Here is a 21,224-nt window from a genome sequence, read left to right as displayed (position 1 = left end):
GCCGCGTTCAGGCCGACGGCGGCAGGATGTCGCAGAGCGCCGCGAGCGCCGCCGGGTAGGCGTGGTCGGGCGGAGTGGCGTAGCCGACCACCAGTCCGTCGACGACGGGCATGGCCGCCGGGCCGACCGCCGGGTGCCGGAATTCGGCGAGGCCGTCGACGGCCAGGCCCCGGTAGGCGGCGGCCTTGAGCACCGAGCGCTCGGTGCCCGGCTCCAGCCGCAGCACGGCGTGCAGGCCGGCCGCGATGCCGGACACCTCGACGTGCGGGGCTCTCGCCGCCAACGCGGCCACCAGCTGGTCGCGGCGGTCGCGGTAGCGGCGGCGCATCCGGCGCACGTGCCGGTCGTAGCCGCCGGAGTCGATGAACTCGGCGAGGGTCAGCTGGTCCAGCGCGCTGGCCCAGCCCTCGCGCTCGCCCTTGGCGGCGAGCACCCGGTCGACCACGTGGTCCGGCAGCACCATCCAGCCGAGGCGCAGCGCGGGGCTGAGGCTCTTGCTGGCGCTGCCGAGGTAGACCACCCGCTCGGGGTCGAGGCCCTGGACGGCGCCGACCGGCTGGCGGTCGTAGCGGAACTCGCCGTCGTAGTCGTCCTCCAGGACGAGCCCGCCGCGGCCGCGCGCCCAGTCGATCACCGCGGCGCGGCGGCCCGGGTGCAGCGGGCCGCCGGTGGGGAACTGGTGGGCGGGGGTGAGCAGGGCCGTGCGGACGTCCCCGTTCTGCGTCAACTCGTCGACGAGGGCGCCCTGTTCGTCGATCGGCAAGGGGACGGCCGCCACCCCGGCGGTGGCCAGCAGCCCGCGGTGGAAGCCCAGTCCGTACGCCTCGACGGCCAGCGGGCCGTTCTCGGCGGGCGGCAGGACGGGCCGCGCGCCGTCGAAGAGCAGTCGCAGGGCGTGGGCGAAGCCGGAGCAGATCACGATCCGGTCCGGGTCGGTGCGCACCCCCCGGGCGCGGGCCAGGTAGTCGGCGAGGACGGTGCGCAGCTCGCGCCGACCGTGCGGATCGCCGGGCCCGAAGGCCTCGTTGGGCGCGGCGGTGAGGGCCCGGCGGGCGGCGGCCAGCCAGGCGGTGCGGGGGAAGGAGGCGGCGTCGGGCTGGCCCTGGCGCAGGTCGTGCCGGGGCCCGGGGCGGCGCGAGGGCCGGCGGGCCCGGGTGGCGGGGACGGGCTCGGCCCGTTCGGCGACGGCGGTGCCGGATCCCTGACGGGCGGTCAGCCAGCCCTCGGCGACGAGTTCGGCGTAGGCCTCGGCGGCCGTGTTGCGGGCGAGGCCGAGGTCGGCGGCGAGGGTCCGGTAGGGCGGCAGCCGGGTGCCGGGCGCCAGTCTGCCGCTGCGGATCGCCTCGCGCAGGGCCGCCATCAGCGCGGCGCGGCGGCCGCCGGTGGCGGGGAGGTCGAGGTGCAGGTCGCTGCCGGTCGGGTGGGCGGGCTCGGAGAGGTGCGTGCCCCGCGTGTCCGTCATGTTCACGCACCCTACCCGGCGCCCCGCTCCCGCCCCGCGGCCGGTCGGCCCGGGGCCCTCCGGCCCCGGTTCCACCGGGTCCGGAGCCACCGACGTCCGGCAGTTCCCTACCTAGGGGACGACGGTCACCGGCCAGCGGCCCGCCTTCACCAGTCGGACGGCCACCGATCCGATCACCTTGTGCCCGGCCTGCTCGGAGACGCCGACCACCACGGCGTCGGCGCGCAGCTCGTCGGCGAGCTTGGCCAGGCCGCCGTACGCGTCGCCGCGCAGGGTCAGGAACCGCCAGTCCACCTTCCACACCTCGCGCACCCGCAGCTCGGCCTCGCGCAGGGCTGTCAGCAGTTCCTCGGCGACCTCCTGGGTGGTCTCCTCCACCGCGGCCCCGGCCAGGGCGGTCGCGGCGGCGAGGATCGGCTGGATGTAGGCCACCGCGAGGACGGCGCCCTGCCGGCGGGCCAGTCCGGCGGCGTAGGCGGTGGCGCGCCAGGAGGAGTCGGAGCCGTCCAGTCCCGCCAGGATCACCTTGGGCCCGTCGGTCCCCAGCTCGAACCCCTGCGGTGCGGCCGCGGCCTCGTGCTCCCCGGCTCCGAACGGTCCGGCCGATCCGAACGGTCCACCTGATCCGGCCGGCCCGGTCGGCACCGCGGCCCAGCCCGTCCCTCCCGCACCGGCGTCCGCAGCCCCCGCGTCCGCCGCACCCGTTGCATCGCTCTCTTTGCTCATGGCCACGAGGCTAGGCGCGGCACCGTGCGTGAGCGCCGGGGGCACTCCGGGTGAGCCGTGTGGTGCGGGCCACCCGGGGCGGCGGCGGGCACGGCGGATCCGGCACCGGCGGCGGGCGGGCCGTCACGCGCTGTCGACGATGTGCGCGGCCTCACAGCACTTTCGCTGTGGCCCGGGCCACTTCACCGGGGGGTTTGATCTTGGAAATGGGTGCAAATCGGTCCAAATCGGCACAATTCCTTGATCCTTACTTCCGGTAACAGGCCTCTGACGTGCCCAAACCTTCGAATCCTTGAATCGGCCCCGACCGGACCCGTAACTTCGAACCCGTTGCACCGAGCGATCCGCTCCGGACGGGCCCCACCGCCCGCCCACCGAGCAGGAACGGTGCCGAACCACGCGAGTGACGTGTCCCCGAAACCACCGGCCTTCCGAGGGCCTGGTTCCGCGTGCTCGCAACCCTCCGAAAGGAACTCCATGACCTTCCGTAACGAGACCGCCGCTGCCACCACCACTGCCACCCCGAAGCGCCGCAACCGCGTCCGGATGGCTCTGATGGCCGGGGCGCTCACCGCCCTGCCCGTGGCCGGCCTCGTCACGGCCACCAGCGCCTCCGCCGCTCCGGCCGGCGTCTGGGACAAGGTCGCCGCCTGTGAGGCCACCGGCAACTGGGCCATCAACTCCGGCAACGGCTTCTACGGCGGCCTGCAGTTCACCTCCAGCACCTGGGCGGCCTTCGGCGGCACCTCCTTCGCCCCGCGCGCCGACCTGGCGACCAAGGACCAGCAGATCTCCATCGGCGAGAAGGTCCTCGCCGCCCAGGGCCCGGGCGCCTGGCCGATCTGCTCCGTCAAGGCCGGTCTGGGCAAGTAAGACCACCACGCTGCCGCCGCATCCCCCACGGGACGCGGCGGCTTCGTCGTCCCCGCGCCACGGCGGGGTCCGTGTGCCGCCCCCGGGAAGCCGATGCTCCCCGGCAGCGGAACCGGCTGACGCCCGCGCCGGCCGGCCCCGTCAGGCGGGCCGGGCCGGGAGCGGCAGCGGGAGGGCGGGCAGCCCGTCGAGGCTGGTCCCGACGAGCGGCTTGCGCTCGCAGTAGGCGCCGAACTCCTCCTCGTCCTTGCGGTCGAAGTACTGCGCGTGCAGGTCGCGGTCGGCGCGGTAGTCCATGAACGGCACCGCATAGCCACAGGAGTCGCTCACCCGCTCCGCCTTGACCAGCACGATCGCCCGCAGGCCCGACCCGTCGGCGGCCGGGTCGAAGTGGCCGAGCAGCCCGGCGAAGCGCGGGTCGTCCCGGAAGATCGCCTCGCCCGTGCCGTGCACCCGCACCACGGTCGGCGGCCCCTCGAAGGAGCACCACATCAGGGTGATCCGGCCGTTCTCCCGCAGGTGGGCGACGGTCTCGGCCTGCGATCCGCCGAAGTCCAGGTAGGCGAGGGTGAGTTCGTCGATCACCGCGAGGGTGCCGGAACGGCCCTTCGGCGAGAGGTTGACGTGCCCGTCGGCGGCCAGCGGGGCCGTCGCCACGAAGTAGACCGGCTGGCGCTCGATGAAGGCGCGCAGTCGGCCGTCGATCGATTCGTACTGCTTTCCCATGTGCGCAATTGTGCACGCATCTCGACTGGCGGGAAAGAAGAATCCGTTCCGTGAGACCCATCTGACCTGCCGTCGGCCCGCCCGGGGAGTTCGGTGACGGGCCTAGAATGGTCTGCGTACATGTCACCCACCCCGCCCAGCACGGGAGTCGATATGTCCCGGAGCACCGTCCCGCCGACCGCGCCGGGGATGGTCCTCGGCACACCCGCCGTACCGCTTCGCCGGTACGTCCTCGGCTACCGCGGCTACCGGCTGGACCTGCGGCAGCCGCGCCGCCGACTGGAAGTGCCGACCGACGTGGTCACGGTGGCCCTCGCCTTCGAGGGCAGCATGCGCCTCACCGATGCCGTCTCCCCCGCGCCCGCCGCCTCCTTCGGATCGGTCGTGGCAGGGCTGCGCCGCACCGCGACGATCGCCCAACACTCGGGTGTCCTGCACGGGTTGGCCGTCTCGCTCACCCCGCAGGGCGCCTTCCGGGCGTTCGGTCCGCTGGCCGGCGACCTCGGCGGGCAGTGGGCCGAACCCGGGGACGTCCTGGGCCCGCGGCTGCGTGCGCTGACCGACCGACTGGCCGACACCCCGAGCTGGTCCGCCCGGTTCGCCATGCTCGACGGCTACTTCACCGCCCTGTTCGCGTACGGCCCGGACTGGGAGCCGTCCGTCCGCTGGGCCTGGCACCGACTGCGGCGCTCGCACGGGATGGTCCCGATCCACGCCCTGGTCGAGGGCACCGGGTGGAGCCGCCGCCGACTGGAACTGCGCTTCCGCGAGCACCTCGGGCTGGCCCCCAAGCAGGCCGCCGGGATCCTCCGGCTCCAGCACACCCTCGGCGTCCTGGCCGCCCGCGCGGACCGCCCCACCGGCGCCGACCTCGCCGTGCTCTGCGGCTACTACGACCAGTCCCACCTCGACCGGAACTTCCGCGGCATGGTCGGCTGCTCGCCGCGCGAGTTCCTGGCCTCCCGCACAGGCACCGGCACCCTGCCCGAGCCCACCGACCGGGTGGCGGGGCGGGTGACCAGCGCCCTGCTCGACCCCGGCGCGGCCTGAGCAGGGCCCCCGGCCCCGCTCCGGAGCGCGTGCGCATTCTTACAAGACGCGCGGCGGCCCCGTCCGGCACCTTCGAAGAGCCCGGCCGGCACGGGGGGCCGGCCGGTCACGCTCACGGGCGCGGACGGGGCCGGGGCTCGACTCGGTGGCGGCCGAGCCCGGTCACTGCGTCAGGTTCGTCGCGTCGGGTCGCCACGACGCATCACCGCGACGCATCACGGCGGCGGGCCACCGGGGCGGGTCACTGCTTCATGTAGACGCTGTCCATGAAGTCGATGATCTGCTGGTCCGTCAGCCGCTGGCCGTCGCGGTGGCCCATCGCCAGGTCCGCCTCGCTGATCATGCCCACCAGCCGCTCCCCGTCGATCACGGGGATGCGCCGGATCTGGTGCTGCTCCATCTTGCGCAGCACCATGTCCATGCTGTCGTCGGCGCGCACGCAGTGCAGGTGGCCGGACAGGTCCATGGCCGTCATCTTGGACGGGTCCTTGCCCTCGGCGATACACCGCAGCACGATGTCGCGGTCGGTGATGATGCCCTTCAGCTTCTGGTCGTCGCCGCAGATCGGCAACGCGCCCACGTTCTTGTCGCGCATCATCATCGCGGCCTCGGCCAGCGTCTGGTGGGCGCCGATGCACTGGGCGCCGGTGTGCATGATGTCTCGGGCAGTGGTCACGGGGACTCCTTCGTCGGTGGTTCCCCCCGCATCCCCCCGGAACGGCGCGCCCCCGCGCCCGACACGGGCGCGAACGGGGTGACCGCGCCCTCACCATAAGCAACGCCGCGCCGGTCCGCGACCGCGCCGGGGCGCCGGCCGCGCCGGGCCGGCGACCCGGCGACCCCGCGGGAGCGCCGATACTGGGGAGGTGACCACGGACACCGCAGGGCCCGGCGCCGGGACCGTCGACGAGGCCGTCCGGGCCCGGCCCGCGACCGCGCTGCGCCCGTACGTGGCCTGGTACTCCGGCTACCGGCAGCGCGGCCTCGCCCCCGCCGTCCACCGCGGCCTGCCCTCCCCCCACCTGACCTTCATCCTCACCCTCGACGAACCCCTGGTGATCGCCGGACACCCCGACCCGGCACAGCCGCCCGGCAGCTACCCGACCCTGCTCGGCGGCCTGCACACCACCCCCGCGCTGATCACCCACGAGGGTGCCCAGTCCGGCGTGCAGATCGCCGTGCACCCGCTCGCCGCACGGGCGCTGTTCGGCCTGCCCGCCGGGGAGTTGGCCGGGATCGACGTCCCCGCCGACGAGGTGCTCGGCGGGCTGGGCCCGCAACTGCAGGACCGGCTGCGGGCCGCACGGACCTGGGAGGAGCGGTTCGCCGTGCTGGACGGGGCGCTGCTGCGGGCCGCCCGGCCGTCCGGGCAGGTGCCGCCCGAGGTCGGCTGGGCCTGGCGGGCCCTGCGGCGCAGCGGCGGCGCGCTGCCGGTGGCGGCGCTGGCCCGGGAGACCGGCTGGAGCGCCCGGCACCTGCAGGAGCGGTTCCGGCGGGAGACCGGGCTGACGCCGAAGGCCGCCGCCCGGGTGATCCGCTTCGACCGGGCCCGGCACCTGCTGGCCGCCCCGGGCCCGCCGTCCCGGTTGGCGGAACTGGCCGCGCGCTGCGGGTACTTCGACCAGGCGCACCTGGCCCGCGAGTTCCGCGCGCTGGCCGGGGCGGCGCCGAGCGCCTGGCTGGCGGCGGAGGGCCCGGACGCGGCGAAGTTCCGAAACGTCCAAGGCGGCGCGGTCGGGCCGGTCGCAGAGTGGGAGGCGTAGCGGATTCCCGCACCCACCCGAGCCGATCCCGAGGAGAGAGCCATGGACGCCACCGAGACCCCCGCCCCGCAGGTCTGGCCCAGCCTGCGCGCCACCGATGCCCGGGCGCTGATCCGCTTCCTGGTCGAGGCCTTCGGCTTCCGGGAGGTCGTCGCCCACGGTGAGGGCGAGTTCGTCGCCCACGCCGAGCTGGCCTGGCCCGAGGGCGGCGGCGTGATGCTCGGCTCGGACCGCGAGACGCCCGACGGCGACTCGCCCTGGCCCGGCAAGCCGGGCGGCTTCACCGCCTACGTGGTCACCGCCGACCCGGACGCCCTGCACGCCCGCGCCGTGGCCGCCGGCGCCCGGATCACCACCGGGCTCCACGACACGGACTACGGCTCGCGCGACTTCGCCGCCACCGACCCCGAGGGCAACCGCTGGTACTTCGGCACCTACCAGGGCGCGCCGCGGCCCGCCGCGGGGTAGCGCCGTGCCCGGGACGGCCCGCGGGCCGGTGGACCGGCTGCGGGCGCTCTGCCTGGCGCTGCCGGAGGTCGAGGAGCGGGTCAGCCACGGGGAGGCGACCTGGTTCACCGGCTCCGGCCGCCGGGCCCGGGTGTTCGTGACGCTCTCGGACCACCACCACGACGACCGGCTCGGCTTCTGGTGCGCGGCGCCCGGCGGGGCGCAGGAGCGGCTGGTCGCGGAGGCCCCCGACCGCTACTTCCGGCCGCCGTACGTGGGGCACCGGGGCTGGCTCGGCGTGTACCTGGACGGGCCGGCGCCGGACTGGGCCCGGATCGAGGACCTGGTCGCGGAGGCCCACGCGCTGGTCGGCCCCGGAGGGTGACCGCCGGCCCCGGGCGCCGGCCCCGGGCGGTGACCGCCGAACCGCGGCAGACTGACTGCGGGGGCCACCCACCGGAGGCTTCGGAGACGGACCGTGCCGCAGATGACGGTGGACGGGCGCACCCTCGCGCTCTCCCACCTCGACAAGGTGTACTACCCGCGCACCGGCACCCCCAAGGGCGAGGTGCTGCGCTACTACGCCGCCGTCCACACCGCGCTGCTCCCCCACCTGCGCGACCGCCCGGTCTCCTTCCTGCGCTGCCCGGACGGGGTCGAGGCGGAGGTCTTCGTCGCCAAGAACCCGCCCCCGGGCACCCCCGACTGGGTGCGCACCGTCGAGGTCCCGAGCAACACCGGGGAGCTGCGGCAGGTGGTGCTGGAGGACGGCGCGGCGCTGCTGTCCGTCGCCAACCTGGGCTGCCTGGAGCTGCACGTCCCGCAGTGGCACGCGGCCGCGCCCGCCCTCGCCGACCGGCTGGTCCTGGACCTCGACCCGGGCGAGGGCGCGGACGTCCTCACCTGCCGGGCGGTCGCGCTGCTGCTGCGCGAGCGGCTGGCGGCGGACGGCCTCACCGCCTGGGTGAAGACCTCCGGCTCCAAGGGCCTGCACCTGCTGGTCCCGATCGAGCCCACGCCCAGCACCCGGGTCTCCGCGTACGCGAAGGAGCTCGCCTCCGCCCTGGAGGCCGAGCACCCGGAGCTGGCGGTGCACACCATGGCCAAGGCCCGGCGGCGGGGCCGGGTGCTGGTCGACTGGTCACAGAACAACGCCAAGAAGACCACCGCCGCGCCGTACACCCTGCGGGCCCGGCCGCTGCCGACGGTCTCCACCCCGCTGTCCTGGGCCGAGCTGGAGCGGGCCGGCCGGGAGCGCGACCTGACCTTCACCCTCGCGGAGGTCCCGGACCGGCTGGCCGCCGACGGCGACCTGTTCGCCCCGCTGCTGGCCCCGGAGCAGGCCCGCCCGCTGCCGACCACCCCCGCGGCCGCGCCGCGGCAGTCGGCACACGGCAGGACGGGGCAGCCGGCAGCCCGGCGGACGCGCGAGGTGCGGCAGGTCCTGCAGCCGCCCGTCGAGGTGATGCGCCCCGCCGCCGTCACCGCCGTGCCGCCCGCCGACGGACTGGGCGGCGGTGGCGTGCAGTACGAACTGAAGCTGGACGGCTTCCGCTGCGTCGCGTTCGCCCGCGGCGACCGCCCGCCGGTCCTGCAGTCCCGCAGCGGACGCGACCTCGCCCCCGAGTTCCCGCCGATCGCCGACGCCGTCGCCCGGCTGCCCGAAGGGCTGGTGCTGGACGCCGAGCTGGTCGCCTGGCGCGGCGGCCGGTTCGCCTTCGGCGAGCTGCTGCGCACCCGCCGGGCCCGCGCCGCCGCCACGGACGTCGCGCTCGGCCTGATCGCCTTCGACGTGCTGGCCCTGCCCGGCCGCGACGTCCGCCGGCTCCCGCTCACCGACCGCCGCCGGCTGCTGCTCGCGGCGCTCGCGGACGTCCCGCCGCCGGTCCAGCCGGTGCTGGCCACCACCGACCGGGCGGAGGCGCTGGAGTGGATGGAGCAGCTCGCCGACACCGGGGTGGAGGGCCTGGTCTGCAAGGCCGCCGCCTCCCCCTACCGGCCGAGCGGCGCCGGCCGGGTCTGGGTCAAGTACCGCCGCAGCGACACCCTGGACGCCACCGTCAGCGCCGTCACCGGCCCTGCCGCCCACCCGCACGCGCTGGTCCTCCGGCTCGACGACGGCCGGGTCTTCCTGACGACCCCCCGGCTCACCCCCGTCCAGTCCCGCGAGGTCGCCGACGTCGTCCGCCCGCTCCTCGGCCCGGCCGGCACCGACCCCGACCACGGCCCGGTCCATCCCCTGACCGCACCGCTGCGCGCCGAACTCACCCTCACCGGCCGCCCGCCCAGCGCCACCTTCGTCCGCCTCCGGGGCGACTGAGACCGCTCCCCCGCCGACGGGGCCGCCTGCGGTCCCTCCGCCCGCTGCCCCGCCGCTTCTGCGCCGGTGCCGCTGCTACCTGTGCCGCCTGGTCGTGGCGTGGGCGAACTCCGTGACCAGCGCGTCCTCGAAGAGCGGCAGGTCGCCCGGCTTGCGGCTGGTGACGAGCGGCCCGGGTCCGTCGTGGCAGACGTGGACCGGTTCGTCGACCCAGTGGGCGCCGGCGTTGACCAGGTCGGTGCGCAGGCTGGGCCAGGAGGTGAGGGTGCGGCCCCGGACGGCGTCGGCCTCGATCAGGGTCCAGGCCGCGTGGCAGATCGCCGCGACCGGGCGGCCGCCGGCGCAGCAGGCGTACACGAAGGCGACCGCCGGGCGGTCCAGGCGCAGGTGGTCGGGGTTGGCGACGCCGCCGGGCAGGATCAGGCCGTCGTAGTCGGCCGGGTCGGCCTCGGCGACGAGGGCGTCCACGGCGAAGGTGTCGCCCGGGGCGCGGTGCCGGACGGCCTGGACCCGGCCCTTCGCGGTGGACAGCAGGCGCGGCGTGCCGCCGGATTCGGCGACGGCCTGCCAGGGGGAGGTCAGTTCGGCCTGCTCGACCCCGTACGGCGCGGCCAGGAAGGCGATCGTCCGGCCGGTGAGCGTGGTGGACGGCCAGGGCATGGCACCGGGCCTCAGCTCGGGCGGGGGGCGGTCAGGTCGACGGCGGCGGCGGGCGGAGCCGAGCTGAGCCTGGCCCGCGGGCAGTCGAGGTGAACGGCGAGGACGAGGTGGTCTACCCGGGCGACCGCGCCGACCGGGACGAGCACCCGGGTGCCCGGCACCCAGGGCTCGGCGTCGACCAGCAGGTGGTCCCCGGTGTCCTGCTCGACCGTGCCGACCGGGCCGTCGGTGGCCTGCACCTCGTACCCGACCAGGCCCGGGTCGGCGGCGGGATGGGAGCCCGGGCGGTGCTCCCAGAGGTCGGTGGTCATCGCGTCACGCCTCCGGCCGGTCCCAGGGCCGCCGTTCACGGCGTTCGCGGCGTTCCTCCGCCTCGGCGGTCTCGATCCGTCCCTCGCGGGCGGCGCTTCGACGGCGCAGCAGCTCCGAGGTGGCGACCGCGGCCGCCACGGTGGCCGCCCAGACCACGGCGAGCGCGGCAAGCACGGCGGTGGTCGGGGTCCGCGCGCCCACGCCGAGGCAGATCGCCGTCATCACCAGGACGGTCAGCACCACCCCCGCGGTGGCCCGGCGCCCGACGGCGCGGAGCACGCGCCGGACCCGGCTGGGCCGCTTGGCGCCCATCGTGCTCAGCTTCCGGTCGAGCCGCGTGTCCTGGCGCAGATCGGACTCGATCTCCTCAAGGAGCCGCCGCTCCCATCCGCTCAAAGCGGGACCGTCCATCTCGGTCACCTCCGACACTTCCGGTGACGTGCTCGCACCGGCTCGGTTTCCCGGTGCGGGCCGGCGCTAACCGTTCCGGGCACCGCCTGTTCCGGCGCCCACCGGTCCGAAGGCCCGGGGACGGGCCAGCAGGCTGTCGTCCAGGACGCGCAACAGGGCGGCGGCGTCGCGATGGACCTCTGCCGCGCCCGCCGCCCGCAGCTCCGGACCGGCGTCACCGCCGGTCTCCAGGGCGACGCACGGCACTCCGGCCCGCCACGCCGCCCGTACCTCGCGCACGCTCCCCGCGACGGCCACCGCGTGCGAGGGCGTGCCGTCCAGCAGGTCCAGCGCGGCCCGGACCGGATCGATCCCGGGGTCGGCCACGGTCAGGGCCGGGGCCCCGGCGGGTCCCGGCCCGGTCAGCACGACCGTCCAGCCCCGGGCGGCGCACTCACGCAGCAGGTCCGCGCCACCGGGCGGCGCGGGCCGCCAGTCGGTACCGAAGAGAGCCGCCGAGATCACCGTCATGGCCACCGCTTCCGTTCGCAGGCCACGCGCCGTATGCGCCCTTCCAGGTTAGGCCGCTCCTCCGCCCGGCGCGCTGCCTGCCGGGCCGGTGCTTCCGGGAGCGGTGGAACGGGCACCGTGGTGGAACCGGCACGGCAGGACGGAAGCGGCCGGACGGGAACGGCGGGACGGGAGCGACCGCGCCCGGATGGGCGGCCCTAGTCGGCGAAGGGGTCCGAGGCCAGCCGGGCGTGCAGGTGTTCGTCCTGGTAGTCGCGCCCTTCGAAGCGCCACGAGGCGCGCAGGGTGCCCTCGTACGGGAAGCCGGCGCGTTCGGCGACCCGGCAGGAGCCGTCGTTGCCGACGGCGTGGAACAGTTCGATGCGGCGGGCGTCGGCGGTCTCGACGGCCCAGCGGGTGACGGCGGTGGCCGCGCGGGTGGCCAGGCCCCGGCCGCGGGCGGCGGCGAGCAGCCAGTAGCCGATCATGGCGACGCCGTCGGCCTGGTTGCTCCAGCGCAGGAAGGCGTTGCCGAGGAGGGTGCCGTCGGCGGCGTCGGTGACCGCGAAGGCGGCCATGGTGCCGTCGGCCCAGTGGACGTCGCAGCGGTCCAGGTAGGCCTCGGCGGCGGCCGGATCGGTGGCGCTCAGCGGGTTCCAGCGGGCGATCTCCGGGTCCGTCGACGCGGCGACGAGCGCGGGGACGATCCCGCCGGGCACGTCGAGGGCCCGCCCCCAGGGGCGCAGCAGGGCGTCGCCGAGGTCGAGGACGGCGGGGCGGAAGACGCGCCGGTCGATGGTGGGGTCGCTGGTGGTGGTCACCCGCTCTTCCTATCGTCCGCTCGCCCGGGGCCGCCAACGATTAATCCGGGTCGGCGCCGGGCGGAGTGCACGGGCGCCGACGGACGGGGTGACCGCGCGGCGCGGGGCGCGGGCCCGCGCCGAGCGGTCATGACGGTGGTTCAGATCCGGGTCAGGTAGCCGTTCTCCACCAGCCAGAGGACGTTCAGCTTGGCCGGGCCGGCGGGCAGCAGGGCCGCGTCGAGCTGGTACTGCAGGCCCCAGCCGGGCTGGTCGAACCAGGGCGCGATCGGGCCGGCGTGCACCGTGAACGCCTTGACCACCTTGTAGTCGTGGTAGTTGCAGGCGGCCGGCGGATTGCCGTCCAGGCTCTGCGGCGGTATCGCACGGTTGGCGTAGGGCAGGCCCTCGGGGGCGAGGAAGGAGCCGTACTCGCTGCCGTAGCGGTCGATGTTCTGGTTGGGGTGGAGCGTGAGGTCGAACTCGATCGGGCTGCCGTCGGGCAGGGTGACGTAGCCGTCGGCGGGCGGGTAGATCCAGCCGCCCTTGCCGCCGTTGGCGGTCGCGTCGTAGTACTGCGCGAGGAAGGCCTGCTCGCTCGCGCCGCCGGTGCGCCGGTAGCCGGTCAGCTGGCGGCCGACCCGGCCGGTGGTCGGCAGGTCCTGCGGGCCGAGGCGGGCGTCGTCGTGGTGGAAGGCTGCGGAGCACTGGTCGGAGGGGGCGGCTGACGGGGCGGCCGCGGCGGCGGGGATGCTCGGGGCGAGCACGGCGGCGGCCGCGGCGAGGGGTGCGACGAGCAGGCGAAGGCGAAGGCGCACGGTGTCTCCGTCGGACGGGTCGGCGGTCGGGTGGGAGCCGCGGAGGGGTGCGCGGAGGGGCGTTCCGCTCACTCTTCGTGACTGATTCGACACCAGGCAATCGGATCATCTGATCATTCGTCAACATGACTCTGACGGAAGCCCGTTCACCTCTGCCGATTCGGCCGAACCCGTGACACGACGACCGCCCACCCGCGAGGATGGGCGGTTCGGCGGTCCGCCGTCAGCGCCCCGGCGCGACCCGCCCGAGCAGGTGGAGCAGCCGGTCGAGGGAGTCCTTGGAGTTGGGCTCGGTCAGGTTGACCATGAGCCGGAACGCCACCTTCAGCAGCGCCGGGCGGCCGAGTCCGGCCACCCCCGCGGCACCGAGCAGCTTGGGCCGCCCGAGCAGGTCGGCGGCCAGGCGGCCGAGCGCGAAGTAGCCGGCGTAGGCGGAGTGCAGCGCCCGCGGGTAGGCGCGCAGGGCCAGCTCCCGGCCGCGGTCGGTGCGGCGGGCCAGGGCCTGGACGATGGTCTCGGCGGCGTACCGGCCGGATTCCATCGCGTAGGCGATGCCCTCACCGGTCCCCGGGCTGACCGTGCCGCCCGCGTCGCCGACCAGCAACAGGCCGTCCGCGTAGTGGGGCCGGCGGTTGAGGCCCATCGGGAGGGCGGCACCGCGGATCGGCTCGGTGACGCCGTCGGGGCTGTAGCCGTACCCGGGCGGCAGCTCCTCGCACCAGCGGCGCAGCAGTTCCCGCCAGTCGACGTCGGTGCCGGCGGTGTCCAGGACGCCGAGGCCGACGTTGGCGGTGCCGTCGCCCATGCCGAACACCCAGGCGTAGCCGGGCAGCAGGCGCCGGGTCGGGTCGCTCGGGTCGCGCAGGTCGAGCCAGGCCTCCAGGTAGCGGTCCTCGTGGCGCGGGGTGGTGAAGTACGTCCGGTAGGCGACGCCCATCGCGCGGTCGGTGCGGCGGTAGCGCTTCATGGCGACGGACAGCCGGGTGGAGTTGCCGTCGGCGGCGACCACGACCGGGGCCCGGTAGGCGACGGGCCGGCGGTCCTCGCCCAGCCTGGCGGTGACTCCGGTGATCCGGCCGGTCCGCTCGTCGACCAGGGGGCCCGCCACATTGGCGCGTTCGATCACCCGGGCACCGTAGGAGGCGGCCTTCAGCGCGAGCAGGTGGTCGAAGTCGGCGCGGCGGCGCACCAGTCCGTACCCGGGGAAGGCGGAGAGCTCGGGCCAGTCGAACTCCAGCGAGCGCCGGCCGGCGATCAGCCGCAGGCCCCGGTTGTGCAGCCAGCCGGCCTCCTCGGAGACGTCGATGCCGAGGTCGGTCAGCTGCTTGACGGCGCGCGGGGTGAGGCCGTCGCCGCAGACCTTCTCGCGCGGGAAGGCGGACTTCTCCAGCAGCAGGACGTCCAGGCCGGTCCGCGCCAGGTGGGCGGCAGCGGTGGAGCCGGACGGGCCGGCGCCGACCACGATGACGTCGGCGCTCTCCTCGGCGGTCTGCTCGGGGCCGGGCATCGCACTCTCCCACGGGTCGGCTCGGCTGCACGTGCAACGGAGTCAGCGGACTGGGCGGTTCCAGACGGACGATAGAGAAACCTGACGCCCGCCCGCCGCCCCGACACGCAGGCCGCGCCCGGGGACCGGTCAATACCGGCCACGTCGGTGTCACGGGTTCACCCGCCGGATCGGGGCCCGGAGTTGACCAGCGCCGACCGCCTCACCGACTGGAGCGCACACGATTCCATGACAACCGGGTGATCGGATCGTTGTAACGAACTAGTTGGGACCAACCGACCAGAGCAACGCATTTCGGCCAAACCCCCCTTGCGTCACGTTTCTCTCTGCGGGAACTTTTGTGCCCCTCACGTCGTACGGCACCGGCTCCGGCCGAACGGCCGACCAGAGGCTCCCTCCCACCGCGCAGGTGCGTCCCGGCCTGCCGTACCCGATGGAACACCCATGCACATCCGCTCCACCGCCGCGCGCTCCCTGGTGGCCGTCCCGACCGCCGCCGCCCTGATGCTGCTCGCCCCCGCCGCCGCGCACGCCGTCGCCGGTGGCGGCGGCAAGGGTGGTGCCCCCGGCAACAACGGCACCGTCAAGATCCACGACGCCGCCACCGGGCAGGAGGACGTCCGCAACGAGCCCAAGGTCTGCACCTTCTACCTGGACTCCTTCGGCTTCGACGCCAACCAGGACGTGATCTGGGCGATCACCACCGTCGGCGGCGGCCCGCACGAGAAGCTCGTCGCGTACGGCGACATCCCGGTCGACGGCCACGGCCACGTCCGCACCGAGGACATCCACCTGCCGGACGGCCACTACAAGCTGTACTGGCAGTCCGTCGAGCTGGTCGACGGGGAGCTGCCCGAGGACACCAAGCTCAACAACCCCAAGCAGAAGGTCTTCAAGGTCGACTGCGGCGGCGAGACCCCGGCCCCGACCGGCAAGCCCTCGCCGACCGGGATGCCGACCCCGACCAAGACGCCCACCAAGGCCCCGACCGGCAGCCCGACCTCCGTGCCGACCACGCCCGCGCACAGCCCGTCCGCTCCGGCCACGCCCTCGGTCCCGGCCACGCCGACCGCCACCGCGAAGCCGTCGGAGACCCCGACCGCCACGCCCACCACCCCGGCGGCCACCGCCCCGGCGACCGGCGAGCCGACCGCCGCCCCCACCGACGTCCCGAGCGCGGGCCCGTCGACCCCGCCGACCGCCACCGTGCCGGTGCACACCCCGACCACCGACACCCCGGTCAACCCGGACGCGCCGCTGCCGCTGCCCAAGAAGGTCAGCGTCCCCACCCCGATCCCGGGCGCCCCCTCGGACGGCAAGAAGCTGGCCACCACCGGTAGCGACGGCACCCTGCTGTACGCGGGCGCCGGCACCGTGCTGCTGGCCGCCGGCGCGGGCGCGGTGGTCTTCGCCCGCCGCCGCCGCACCTCGGCCTGAGGCACCTCCGCCTGAGGCGCGCCCGTCCCCGGGCATGCCTCAGGCGAGGCGCCGATGCACCTGGCGCCGGGGCAGCTGTTGCCCCGTGACACCGAGCCCGCCCGGGGCGCTGACCCCGCCCCGGGCACCCGCCGCGTCTGAGCCGCGGCACCACGGAGCCCCTGACCCCGCGAGCAGCCGCGGGGCCAGGGGCTCCGTGTCGTACGGCGGCGCCCGTGGCCCGCGCGGGCCACGGCCGACGGCGCAGCCGACGACAACGAGGGCCCCGGATCACGGGGGTGGGACCAGGGGCCCTCGATCTGACCTACGGCCGGCCCGCCGTCCGGGGTTCACCGCCGGCACCACGATTGCCACCGGTTCCACGAGCGCCGCCGGCTCCACGCACGCCACGGGCTCCACGGCCACGGTTCCGGAGGGGCGGAAGCCCCCGGCCCCATGGGGGAACCGGCCAGGGGCTTCCGCCCTCCAGAACGGACGACCTGCCGTCGGCGGTTCACCGCCCGCTGCGCCCACTCAACCGACGCCGACGCCGACGGCGGCTCCGGCTCCGGCTCCGGCTCCGGCTCCGAAAGACCGGAAGCCCCTGGCCCACGGGGGAACGGGCCAGGAGCTTCCACCCCGGACTACGGCCGACCGGCCGTCACGGGTTCACCGCCAGCACCACGTACCCCGCCAGCACCGCCAGGTGCACCGCGCCCTGCAGCGGCGTCGCCCGGCGCGGGATCACTGTGAGGATGCCCACCACGACCGTCAGCGCCAGCAGCACCATGTGCGCCGGGCCGAGGCCGAGGACGAGCGGGCCGGACAGCCAGGTGGAGGCGATCGCGACCGCCGGGATGGTCAGGCCGATGCTGGCGAGCGCGGACCCCAGGGCCAGGTTGAGGCTGGTCTGCACCCGGTTGCGGACGGCCGCGCGCAGCGCCGCGATGGTCTCCGGCAGCAGCACCATCATGGCGATCACCACGCCCACGACGGAGTGCGGGAGTCCGGCGTCGTCCACCGCCTTCTCGATGGTCGGCGAGACGCCCTTGGCCAGGCCCACCACCGAGACCAGCGCGACGGCGAGCAGCAGCAGGCTGACCCCGGCGGCCCGGAGGGTGGGCGGGCTCGCGTGGTCCTCCTCGTCCAGCACCCGGCCCTCGGGGGTGACGGCCAGGAAGTAGTCCCGGTGCCGCACCGTCTGGGTGGTCACGAACAGCCCGTAGAGCACGAGCGAGGCGGTGGCCGCGTACGCCAGCTGGGTGGTCGAGAACTGCGGGCCCGGCGAGCTGGTGGTGAAGGTCGGCAGCACCAGGCTGAGGGTGGCGAGGGTGGCGATGCAGGCCAGTGCGGCGCCGGTGCCCTCGGCGTTGAAGACGGCGGTGCGGTACTTGACCGCGGCGACCAGGATGGACAGGCCGAGGATCCCGTTGCAGGTGATCATCACGGCGGCGAACACGGTGTCCCGGGCCAGGGTCGCGGACTTGTCCCCGCCGTCGGCCATCAGCGTCACGATCAGCGCGACCTCGATCACGGTGACCGCCACCGCGAGCACCAGCGATCCGAACGGCTCCCCCGACCAGTGCGCGATGACCTCGGCGTGGTGCACGGCGGCCAGCACGGCGCCCACCAGGAAGCAGGCGACCACGCCCACCACCCAGCCGGGCAGGTCCTCGTGCCAGGTCAGGGCGAGGACGACGAACGACACCACCGGAACGACGAGGGTCCATTGCACGGCTGCCGCGCGGAGCTTCGTGATCATGCCGCGAGGATCCCAGACCGCCGGCCGGTCGCCCGGGTGCCCGCGCCGGGATGCGTATGGATGTGGCACAACTCGTCCCGGTCCGCGCCATCACCCTCCGTAGTCGGCGAGGTAGCGGAGCACCTTGTCGACATGCGCGCGGACCCGGTCCGGGACTCCCCCGGCCGATTCCACCGTCTTGTCGCTGGTCCGGTAGGCGGCCGAGACCAGCGCGGGCAGGTCGCGGGTGAACCCGGCCCGTTTGAGCTGCTGGTCCAGCCAGCAGACGTAGTTTCCCATCGCGGCGATGGCGTCGCCCGGGTCCAGGTAGGACTTGGGGCCGGCGTGGGTGGCCGCCTTGGCCCAGGCGTCGAAGACGGCGGGCGTCCACATGGCGATGCCGTACTCGCCGGTCTCCGGGCGGGCGGCGTTCGGGTCGAAGCCGCTCTCGGCCTTCAGCATCGCGGCCAGCAGCACCGGGGTGACCTCCCGCTCGGGGCAGCGGCGGGCGGCGTTCAGGATCATGTCCCGGTAGGCGACCGGGACGTCCGAGTCCGCCGGGATCGCGCCGGGCAGCGGGGGCGGGCCGCGGTGGGCGCCCGGGCCGGCGGGTTCCGGCCCCCCGGTCAGTGCGAGGACGGTGAACGCGCAGGCCAGCGCGCCCGCACCGGCCCGCAGCGCGGCGCGGCGACGCCGGGCCGGACCGGCGGTCGCCCGGGCGACCAGCGCGGCGAGGTCGACGCGGGCCCGCTCCTCCCGCCCGGGGGCCAGGCAGGCGGCGACCACGGGCCGCCAGGGTGCGGGCAGCGCCTCGTCCAGCCGCAGCGGCGCGGAGCCGCGCGCGTACGCCTGGGCGGCCAGCGAGCGGGCCCGGGCGGTGGCGCCGAGGAAGGGGTGCAGCCCGCCGGTGAGCAGCTGGTGGGCGATCACCCCGAAGGCCCAGACGTCGGCACTGGGGCGCACCGCGACCCCGCGCGCGCCGGTGCGCTGGGACCACCACTCGGGCGGGACGTGGTCGGGCGAGCCGAGCGGCGGGGCGTACGCGTGGGTGCCCTCCAGCTCGGCGGTGAGGCCGAAGTCGGCGATCCTGGCGCTGCCGTCGGGCATCAGGAGGATATTGGCCGGTTTCAGGTCCCCGTGCACCCAGCCGGCCCGGTGCATGTGGGTCAGGCCCGCACAGACCTCGGCGAGGACGCGCTCGGCGCCGGGCACCGCCGTGCCCGGTCGGGCGGCGGCCAGCACGTCCTGGAGGCTGCGGGCGGCGCGCTCCATCACCAGGGCGACGGCACCGTCCAGGGCCGGGTGGTCCGGGTCCTCGACGGTGACCACGGCGAGGGTGCGGATCAGGTTCGGGTGGTCGGCGCGGCGGCTGAAGCGCTGCTCGCTGCGGGCCATCTGCGCCACCGTCCGACGCTGACCGGGGCTGAACCGGGCGGCCCCGAGCAGCTTGACGGCGGCCCGGGTGCCGTCCGGGCCCTCGGCGGCGTGGACGCTGCCCCACGCGCCCGCGCCGAGGAACGCACCGAGGCGGTAGCCGGCGATCGGGTAGCCGTCCGGGACGTCGAAGGGCAGGCCGCCCTCCGGCCCACGACTCTCCGACCCACGGCTCTCCGGCCCACGGCTCTCCGGCGGGCGCGCTTCCGAGAGCTCGGGCTGTTCGGACGGCCCCTGCGCCCCTGGCCGCTCGGACGGCTCCGGCCCGGGCCCGGCGGCGGGCTTCACGGCCGGGCGGCCGCACGCCGGGGCGGGAGCAGGGCCAGGTGCTCCTCCCGGACGAGGTCGAACTTCAGTGCCAGGGCGGCGAGTTCCTCGCGCTTTCCGCCACCCGGGCCCTCCTCGTACGGCTCGCGGAGCCGCAGCTTGGTCTCCACCAGGTAGTCGATGTGGTAGTTCACCGCCGAGCGGGTCAGCCCGCGGCAGGAGGGCAGGGCGCGCAGCCGGGCCAGCACCTCGGTCACGCCCGGGACGACGGCGGCGGAGGGCGAGCGCAACCGCGGCTCGCACAGCGCGAGCAGCACCAGGAAGTACTTGGCGGTCGGGTCCAGGGCGAAGGGGCTGACGGTGTGTTCGCCGTCGGCCCCGCCGGGCCGGCCGTCCAGGTAGGCGTGCTGCGGGGCGAAGACCTTGAAGGAGGCGGGTTCGCCCAGCGCGGGCAGCAGCACCCGGGAGAGCTCGAACGGCACGGGCGCGCCGAGCCGGCCGGGGGCGACCTTGATGTGCTCGCCCGCGCCCTCCAGGTTCTCCACGACGTAGGTGGCGGAGCCGCTGAAGTTGGACAGCCGCCAGTAGTCCTCGGCCGCGACCACCTCGCCCGCACGGCGGGAGACACCTTGGTCGGGCAGTGGGATGGCGACCGGCCGGCCGGGCTCGCCGCGGCCGAACACCGCGGCCTCGCCGGGGCCCATCCGCACCAGACCGGGCGCTTCGCGGGGCGCCATCTCGGGCCCCGGACAGGGAAGTTGCACGATGACCGTGTCCACGCAGCCACCTCCGTGGGATCGGATCGATGGTATCCGCCCGATTCGCCCCGGAGGCAAACCGCCACCCGGACGAGTGAAGGGACACCGCCAACCCCGCCCGGCCCGCCGGGAGTTGCCGCCCACTCACCGCAAGGACCAGGCCGGCGACGCGCTCCGGCGACCGTTTCAGGGGACGTGCCGCACCGAGCACCCACGTGACCACAGAGGCAAAGGGTGGTCCAAGAGACGGTCAAGGAGGCGTGGAGGGCACGCCGATCCGCCGGCCTCCGGACCGCACGGACCCCTCCGGCAGCACGGGCACCGTGTTCGCGCACCCCCGTACGGCAGCCCGGGCGCCATCCGGCGACGGTGCGGGACGGCCCGCAGGCCGCGACGCGCCGGGGAACGGTTCCAGCCGGGCGATCCCGCGCGGTTCACCCGGGAGAACCGTCGCCGAGCTGGGGAGATGTCGCGCACCGGACCGGCATACCGGCACCGCCGGGCGGCGGGCCGGAGGCAGAACGCCGACCCGTGCCGTCGCGCACGAACTGATCATCCGCCAGATCGGCAGCTGTCCGGATTCCGAACACTCGGTGAATGGTTGCAGCATGTAGTTGAATGGTCACCATGAGTGTGACGCAACGCACACACGCGACGTCCACAATGTGTGCAACACTCATCCCAAGGAGTGAGATTCCCTTAATTTCCAAGGAGGTTCGCATCATGCGCACTCGGATCGCAGCTGTGATGATGACGGTGGCAGGGATCGCCGGGCTGACGGCGGGCCCGGCCCTGGCTGCCACGGCAACGTCCGAGACCGACGCCGTGGCCTGCGCCACGGTGCTCAACCGCCCCTGCGTCTCGCACCAGACCGACGGCGAGGGCTTCGTCGGCGTCGCCCAGGTCACCGCCGACCCGGGCCAGTTGACGATCGTGAAGGTCGAGGTCCGCACCCAGGCCGCGTGGGGCAGCCCGTGGGAGACCGCCGCCTCGGCCACCACCGTACGGTTCGGCTCCGCCAAGGCCGTCACCCCGCGCGTCGTCACCACCGACCTGCACATGATCTGCGCCACCGCCGGCCCGGCGCTGGACGCGGCCAAGCAGGTCACCACCTGTACCAACCCGTTCTGATCACGGGGCCCTTGACGGGCAGCACGCGCGCCGCCGTCGGCACGACCGGACGGCAACGGTGACGACAGGACGAGCCGGGGCGCCGCCCCGCTCGGGGCCGGTCGCCGGGACCC

At 75.2% G+C, this 21,224-nt stretch carries 22 protein-coding genes and 1 pseudogene; 9 read left to right on the top strand and 14 right to left on the bottom strand.

Annotation, left to right across the window (positions count from 1 at the left end):
* Positions 1-7 precede the first annotated feature (7 nt).
* A complete protein-coding gene (pdxR, locus tag ACZ7KX_RS20085) occupies positions 8-1,462 on the bottom strand; it encodes a MocR-like pyridoxine biosynthesis transcription factor PdxR (protein WP_470327584.1) in 1,455 nt (484 codons plus the stop codon).
* A 111-nt stretch (positions 1,463-1,573) separates the two neighbouring features.
* Positions 1,574-2,008, bottom strand: coding sequence for a universal stress protein (locus ACZ7KX_RS20080; protein WP_470327723.1), 435 nt, complete (start codon positions 2,006-2,008; stop codon positions 1,574-1,576).
* Between the two features lie 657 nt (positions 2,009-2,665).
* On the opposite strand from ACZ7KX_RS20080, the gene ACZ7KX_RS20075 reads away from it, so the two are divergent.
* Positions 2,666-3,061, top strand: a complete 396-nt coding sequence (locus ACZ7KX_RS20075; RefSeq protein ID WP_350625143.1) for a transglycosylase family protein — start codon at positions 2,666-2,668, stop codon at positions 3,059-3,061.
* Between the two features lie 141 nt (positions 3,062-3,202).
* Here ACZ7KX_RS20075 and ACZ7KX_RS20070 read toward each other — a convergent pair whose 3' ends face one another.
* Entirely contained in the window at positions 3,203-3,787 is a 585-nt protein-coding gene (locus ACZ7KX_RS20070) for a pyridoxamine 5'-phosphate oxidase family protein (RefSeq protein WP_470327583.1), read from the bottom strand.
* Between the two features lie 153 nt (positions 3,788-3,940).
* On the opposite strand from ACZ7KX_RS20070, the gene ACZ7KX_RS20065 reads away from it, so the two are divergent.
* Positions 3,941-4,837, top strand: coding sequence for a helix-turn-helix domain-containing protein (locus ACZ7KX_RS20065; protein WP_470327582.1), 897 nt, complete (start codon positions 3,941-3,943; stop codon positions 4,835-4,837).
* Positions 4,838-5,078: 241 nt separating this feature from the next.
* On the opposite strand, the gene ACZ7KX_RS20060 is transcribed toward ACZ7KX_RS20065, so the two are convergent.
* Positions 5,079-5,513, bottom strand: a complete 435-nt coding sequence (locus ACZ7KX_RS20060; RefSeq protein ID WP_350520940.1) for a CBS domain-containing protein — start codon at positions 5,511-5,513, stop codon at positions 5,079-5,081.
* A gap of 190 nt (positions 5,514-5,703) precedes the next feature.
* Here ACZ7KX_RS20060 and ACZ7KX_RS20055 point away from each other — a divergent pair, with 190 nt between their 5' ends.
* From ACZ7KX_RS20055 to ACZ7KX_RS20035, 5 genes and pseudogenes are all read left to right on the top strand, one after another.
* On the top strand, positions 5,704-6,600 hold the full coding sequence (locus tag ACZ7KX_RS20055) for an AraC family transcriptional regulator (protein ID WP_470327581.1): 897 nt from the start codon (positions 5,704-5,706) through the stop codon (positions 6,598-6,600).
* A 42-nt stretch (positions 6,601-6,642) separates the two neighbouring features.
* Positions 6,643-7,068 (top strand): VOC family protein, encoded by a 426-nt coding sequence (locus tag ACZ7KX_RS20050; protein ID WP_470327580.1) that lies wholly within the window; start codon positions 6,643-6,645, stop codon positions 7,066-7,068.
* 4 nt (positions 7,069-7,072) lie between these two features.
* Positions 7,073-7,432, top strand: a complete 360-nt coding sequence (locus ACZ7KX_RS20045; protein WP_470327579.1) for an MmcQ/YjbR family DNA-binding protein — start codon at positions 7,073-7,075, stop codon at positions 7,430-7,432.
* Between the two features lie 102 nt (positions 7,433-7,534).
* A pseudogene (ligD, locus tag ACZ7KX_RS20040) lies at positions 7,535-8,404 on the top strand (non-homologous end-joining DNA ligase); the annotation flags it as partial.
* Between the two features lie 108 nt (positions 8,405-8,512).
* The gene (locus ACZ7KX_RS20035) at positions 8,513-9,367 is read left to right on the top strand and encodes an ATP-dependent DNA ligase (RefSeq protein ID WP_402803162.1); all 855 of its coding nucleotides are present in this window, start codon (positions 8,513-8,515) and stop codon (positions 9,365-9,367) included.
* Positions 9,368-9,442: 75 nt separating this feature from the next.
* Here ACZ7KX_RS20035 and ACZ7KX_RS20030 read toward each other — a convergent pair whose 3' ends face one another.
* From ACZ7KX_RS20030 to ACZ7KX_RS20000, 7 genes are all read right to left on the bottom strand, one after another.
* A complete protein-coding gene (locus ACZ7KX_RS20030) occupies positions 9,443-10,027 on the bottom strand; it encodes a type 1 glutamine amidotransferase domain-containing protein (protein ID WP_470327578.1) in 585 nt (194 codons plus the stop codon).
* A gap of 11 nt (positions 10,028-10,038) precedes the next feature.
* Complete coding sequence (locus ACZ7KX_RS20025; protein ID WP_470327577.1) at positions 10,039-10,338, bottom strand: PRC-barrel domain containing protein; 300 nt, start codon at positions 10,336-10,338, stop codon at positions 10,039-10,041.
* 4 nt (positions 10,339-10,342) lie between these two features.
* On the bottom strand, positions 10,343-10,750 hold the full coding sequence (locus ACZ7KX_RS20020) for a DUF3040 domain-containing protein (RefSeq protein WP_396546231.1): 408 nt from the start codon (positions 10,748-10,750) through the stop codon (positions 10,343-10,345).
* Positions 10,751-10,816: 66 nt separating this feature from the next.
* Positions 10,817-11,260 carry an HAD family hydrolase gene (locus ACZ7KX_RS20015; protein ID WP_350520947.1) on the bottom strand — a complete coding sequence of 148 codons (444 nt, stop codon included), beginning with the start codon at positions 11,258-11,260 and terminating at the stop codon, positions 10,817-10,819.
* A 197-nt stretch (positions 11,261-11,457) separates the two neighbouring features.
* Positions 11,458-12,060 (bottom strand): GNAT family N-acetyltransferase, encoded by a 603-nt coding sequence (locus tag ACZ7KX_RS20010; protein ID WP_470327576.1) that lies wholly within the window; start codon positions 12,058-12,060, stop codon positions 11,458-11,460.
* 140 nt (positions 12,061-12,200) lie between these two features.
* The gene (locus ACZ7KX_RS20005; protein WP_470327575.1) at positions 12,201-12,857 is read right to left on the bottom strand and encodes a TNT domain-containing protein; all 657 of its coding nucleotides are present in this window, start codon (positions 12,855-12,857) and stop codon (positions 12,201-12,203) included.
* Positions 12,858-13,080: 223 nt separating this feature from the next.
* The gene (locus ACZ7KX_RS20000; protein ID WP_470327574.1) at positions 13,081-14,364 is read right to left on the bottom strand and encodes a geranylgeranyl reductase family protein; all 1,284 of its coding nucleotides are present in this window, start codon (positions 14,362-14,364) and stop codon (positions 13,081-13,083) included.
* Between the two features lie 444 nt (positions 14,365-14,808).
* Here ACZ7KX_RS20000 and ACZ7KX_RS19995 point away from each other — a divergent pair, with 444 nt between their 5' ends.
* Entirely contained in the window at positions 14,809-15,801 is a 993-nt protein-coding gene (locus tag ACZ7KX_RS19995; RefSeq protein ID WP_470327573.1) for an LPXTG cell wall anchor domain-containing protein, read from the top strand.
* A gap of 640 nt (positions 15,802-16,441) precedes the next feature.
* On the opposite strand, the gene ACZ7KX_RS19990 is transcribed toward ACZ7KX_RS19995, so the two are convergent.
* The 3 genes from ACZ7KX_RS19990 to ACZ7KX_RS19980 all read right to left on the bottom strand — a co-directional run bounded on the left by ACZ7KX_RS19990 (position 16,442) and on the right by ACZ7KX_RS19980 (position 20,001).
* Complete coding sequence (locus tag ACZ7KX_RS19990) at positions 16,442-17,542, bottom strand: calcium:cation antiporter (RefSeq protein WP_470327572.1); 1,101 nt, start codon at positions 17,540-17,542, stop codon at positions 16,442-16,444.
* Between the two features lie 90 nt (positions 17,543-17,632).
* Positions 17,633-19,243: a serine/threonine-protein kinase gene (locus ACZ7KX_RS19985; RefSeq protein ID WP_470327571.1), complete on the bottom strand. Its 1,611-nt coding sequence runs from the start codon at positions 19,241-19,243 to the stop codon at positions 17,633-17,635.
* Positions 19,240-20,001, bottom strand: a complete 762-nt coding sequence (locus ACZ7KX_RS19980) for a serine/threonine protein kinase (RefSeq protein WP_350520954.1) — start codon at positions 19,999-20,001, stop codon at positions 19,240-19,242. The genes ACZ7KX_RS19985 and ACZ7KX_RS19980 overlap by 4 nt, the downstream gene beginning before the upstream one ends.
* Positions 20,002-20,703: 702 nt before the next feature.
* Here ACZ7KX_RS19980 and ACZ7KX_RS19975 point away from each other — a divergent pair.
* Positions 20,704-21,111, top strand: a complete 408-nt coding sequence (locus ACZ7KX_RS19975; RefSeq protein WP_470327570.1) for a hypothetical protein — start codon at positions 20,704-20,706, stop codon at positions 21,109-21,111.
* Positions 21,112-21,224 lie beyond the last annotated feature (113 nt).

The organism is Kitasatospora sp. NPDC038210, from assembly GCF_055600605.1.
Note: the sequence above shows the minus strand (reverse complement) of the source record. Positions and strands in the feature narration are given on the sequence as shown.

Bases quoted from the DNA above. Each gene is read 5' to 3' on its own strand.
- ACZ7KX_RS19975 (WP_470327570.1), top strand. From the start codon at position 20,704: ATGCGCACTCGGATCGCAGCTGTGATGATGACGGTGGCAGGGATCGCC.
- pdxR (WP_470327584.1), bottom strand. From the start codon at position 1,462: ATGACGGACACGCGGGGCACGCACCTCTCCGAGCCCGCCCACCCGACC.
- ACZ7KX_RS20075 (WP_350625143.1), top strand. From the start codon at position 2,666: ATGACCTTCCGTAACGAGACCGCCGCTGCCACCACCACTGCCACCCCG.
- ACZ7KX_RS20035 (WP_402803162.1), top strand. From the start codon at position 8,513: ATGCGCCCCGCCGCCGTCACCGCCGTGCCGCCCGCCGACGGACTGGGC.
- ACZ7KX_RS20070 (WP_470327583.1), bottom strand. From the start codon at position 3,787: ATGGGAAAGCAGTACGAATCGATCGACGGCCGACTGCGCGCCTTCATC.
- ACZ7KX_RS20015 (WP_350520947.1), bottom strand. From the start codon at position 11,260: ATGACGGTGATCTCGGCGGCTCTCTTCGGTACCGACTGGCGGCCCGCG.
- ACZ7KX_RS19990 (WP_470327572.1), bottom strand. From the start codon at position 17,542: ATGATCACGAAGCTCCGCGCGGCAGCCGTGCAATGGACCCTCGTCGTT.
- ACZ7KX_RS20025 (WP_470327577.1), bottom strand. From the start codon at position 10,338: ATGACCACCGACCTCTGGGAGCACCGCCCGGGCTCCCATCCCGCCGCC.
- ACZ7KX_RS20050 (WP_470327580.1), top strand. From the start codon at position 6,643: ATGGACGCCACCGAGACCCCCGCCCCGCAGGTCTGGCCCAGCCTGCGC.
- ACZ7KX_RS19995 (WP_470327573.1), top strand. From the start codon at position 14,809: ATGCACATCCGCTCCACCGCCGCGCGCTCCCTGGTGGCCGTCCCGACC.
- ACZ7KX_RS20065 (WP_470327582.1), top strand. From the start codon at position 3,941: ATGTCCCGGAGCACCGTCCCGCCGACCGCGCCGGGGATGGTCCTCGGC.
- ACZ7KX_RS20020 (WP_396546231.1), bottom strand. From the start codon at position 10,750: ATGGACGGTCCCGCTTTGAGCGGATGGGAGCGGCGGCTCCTTGAGGAG.
- ACZ7KX_RS20000 (WP_470327574.1), bottom strand. From the start codon at position 14,364: ATGCCCGGCCCCGAGCAGACCGCCGAGGAGAGCGCCGACGTCATCGTG.
- ACZ7KX_RS20030 (WP_470327578.1), bottom strand. From the start codon at position 10,027: ATGCCCTGGCCGTCCACCACGCTCACCGGCCGGACGATCGCCTTCCTG.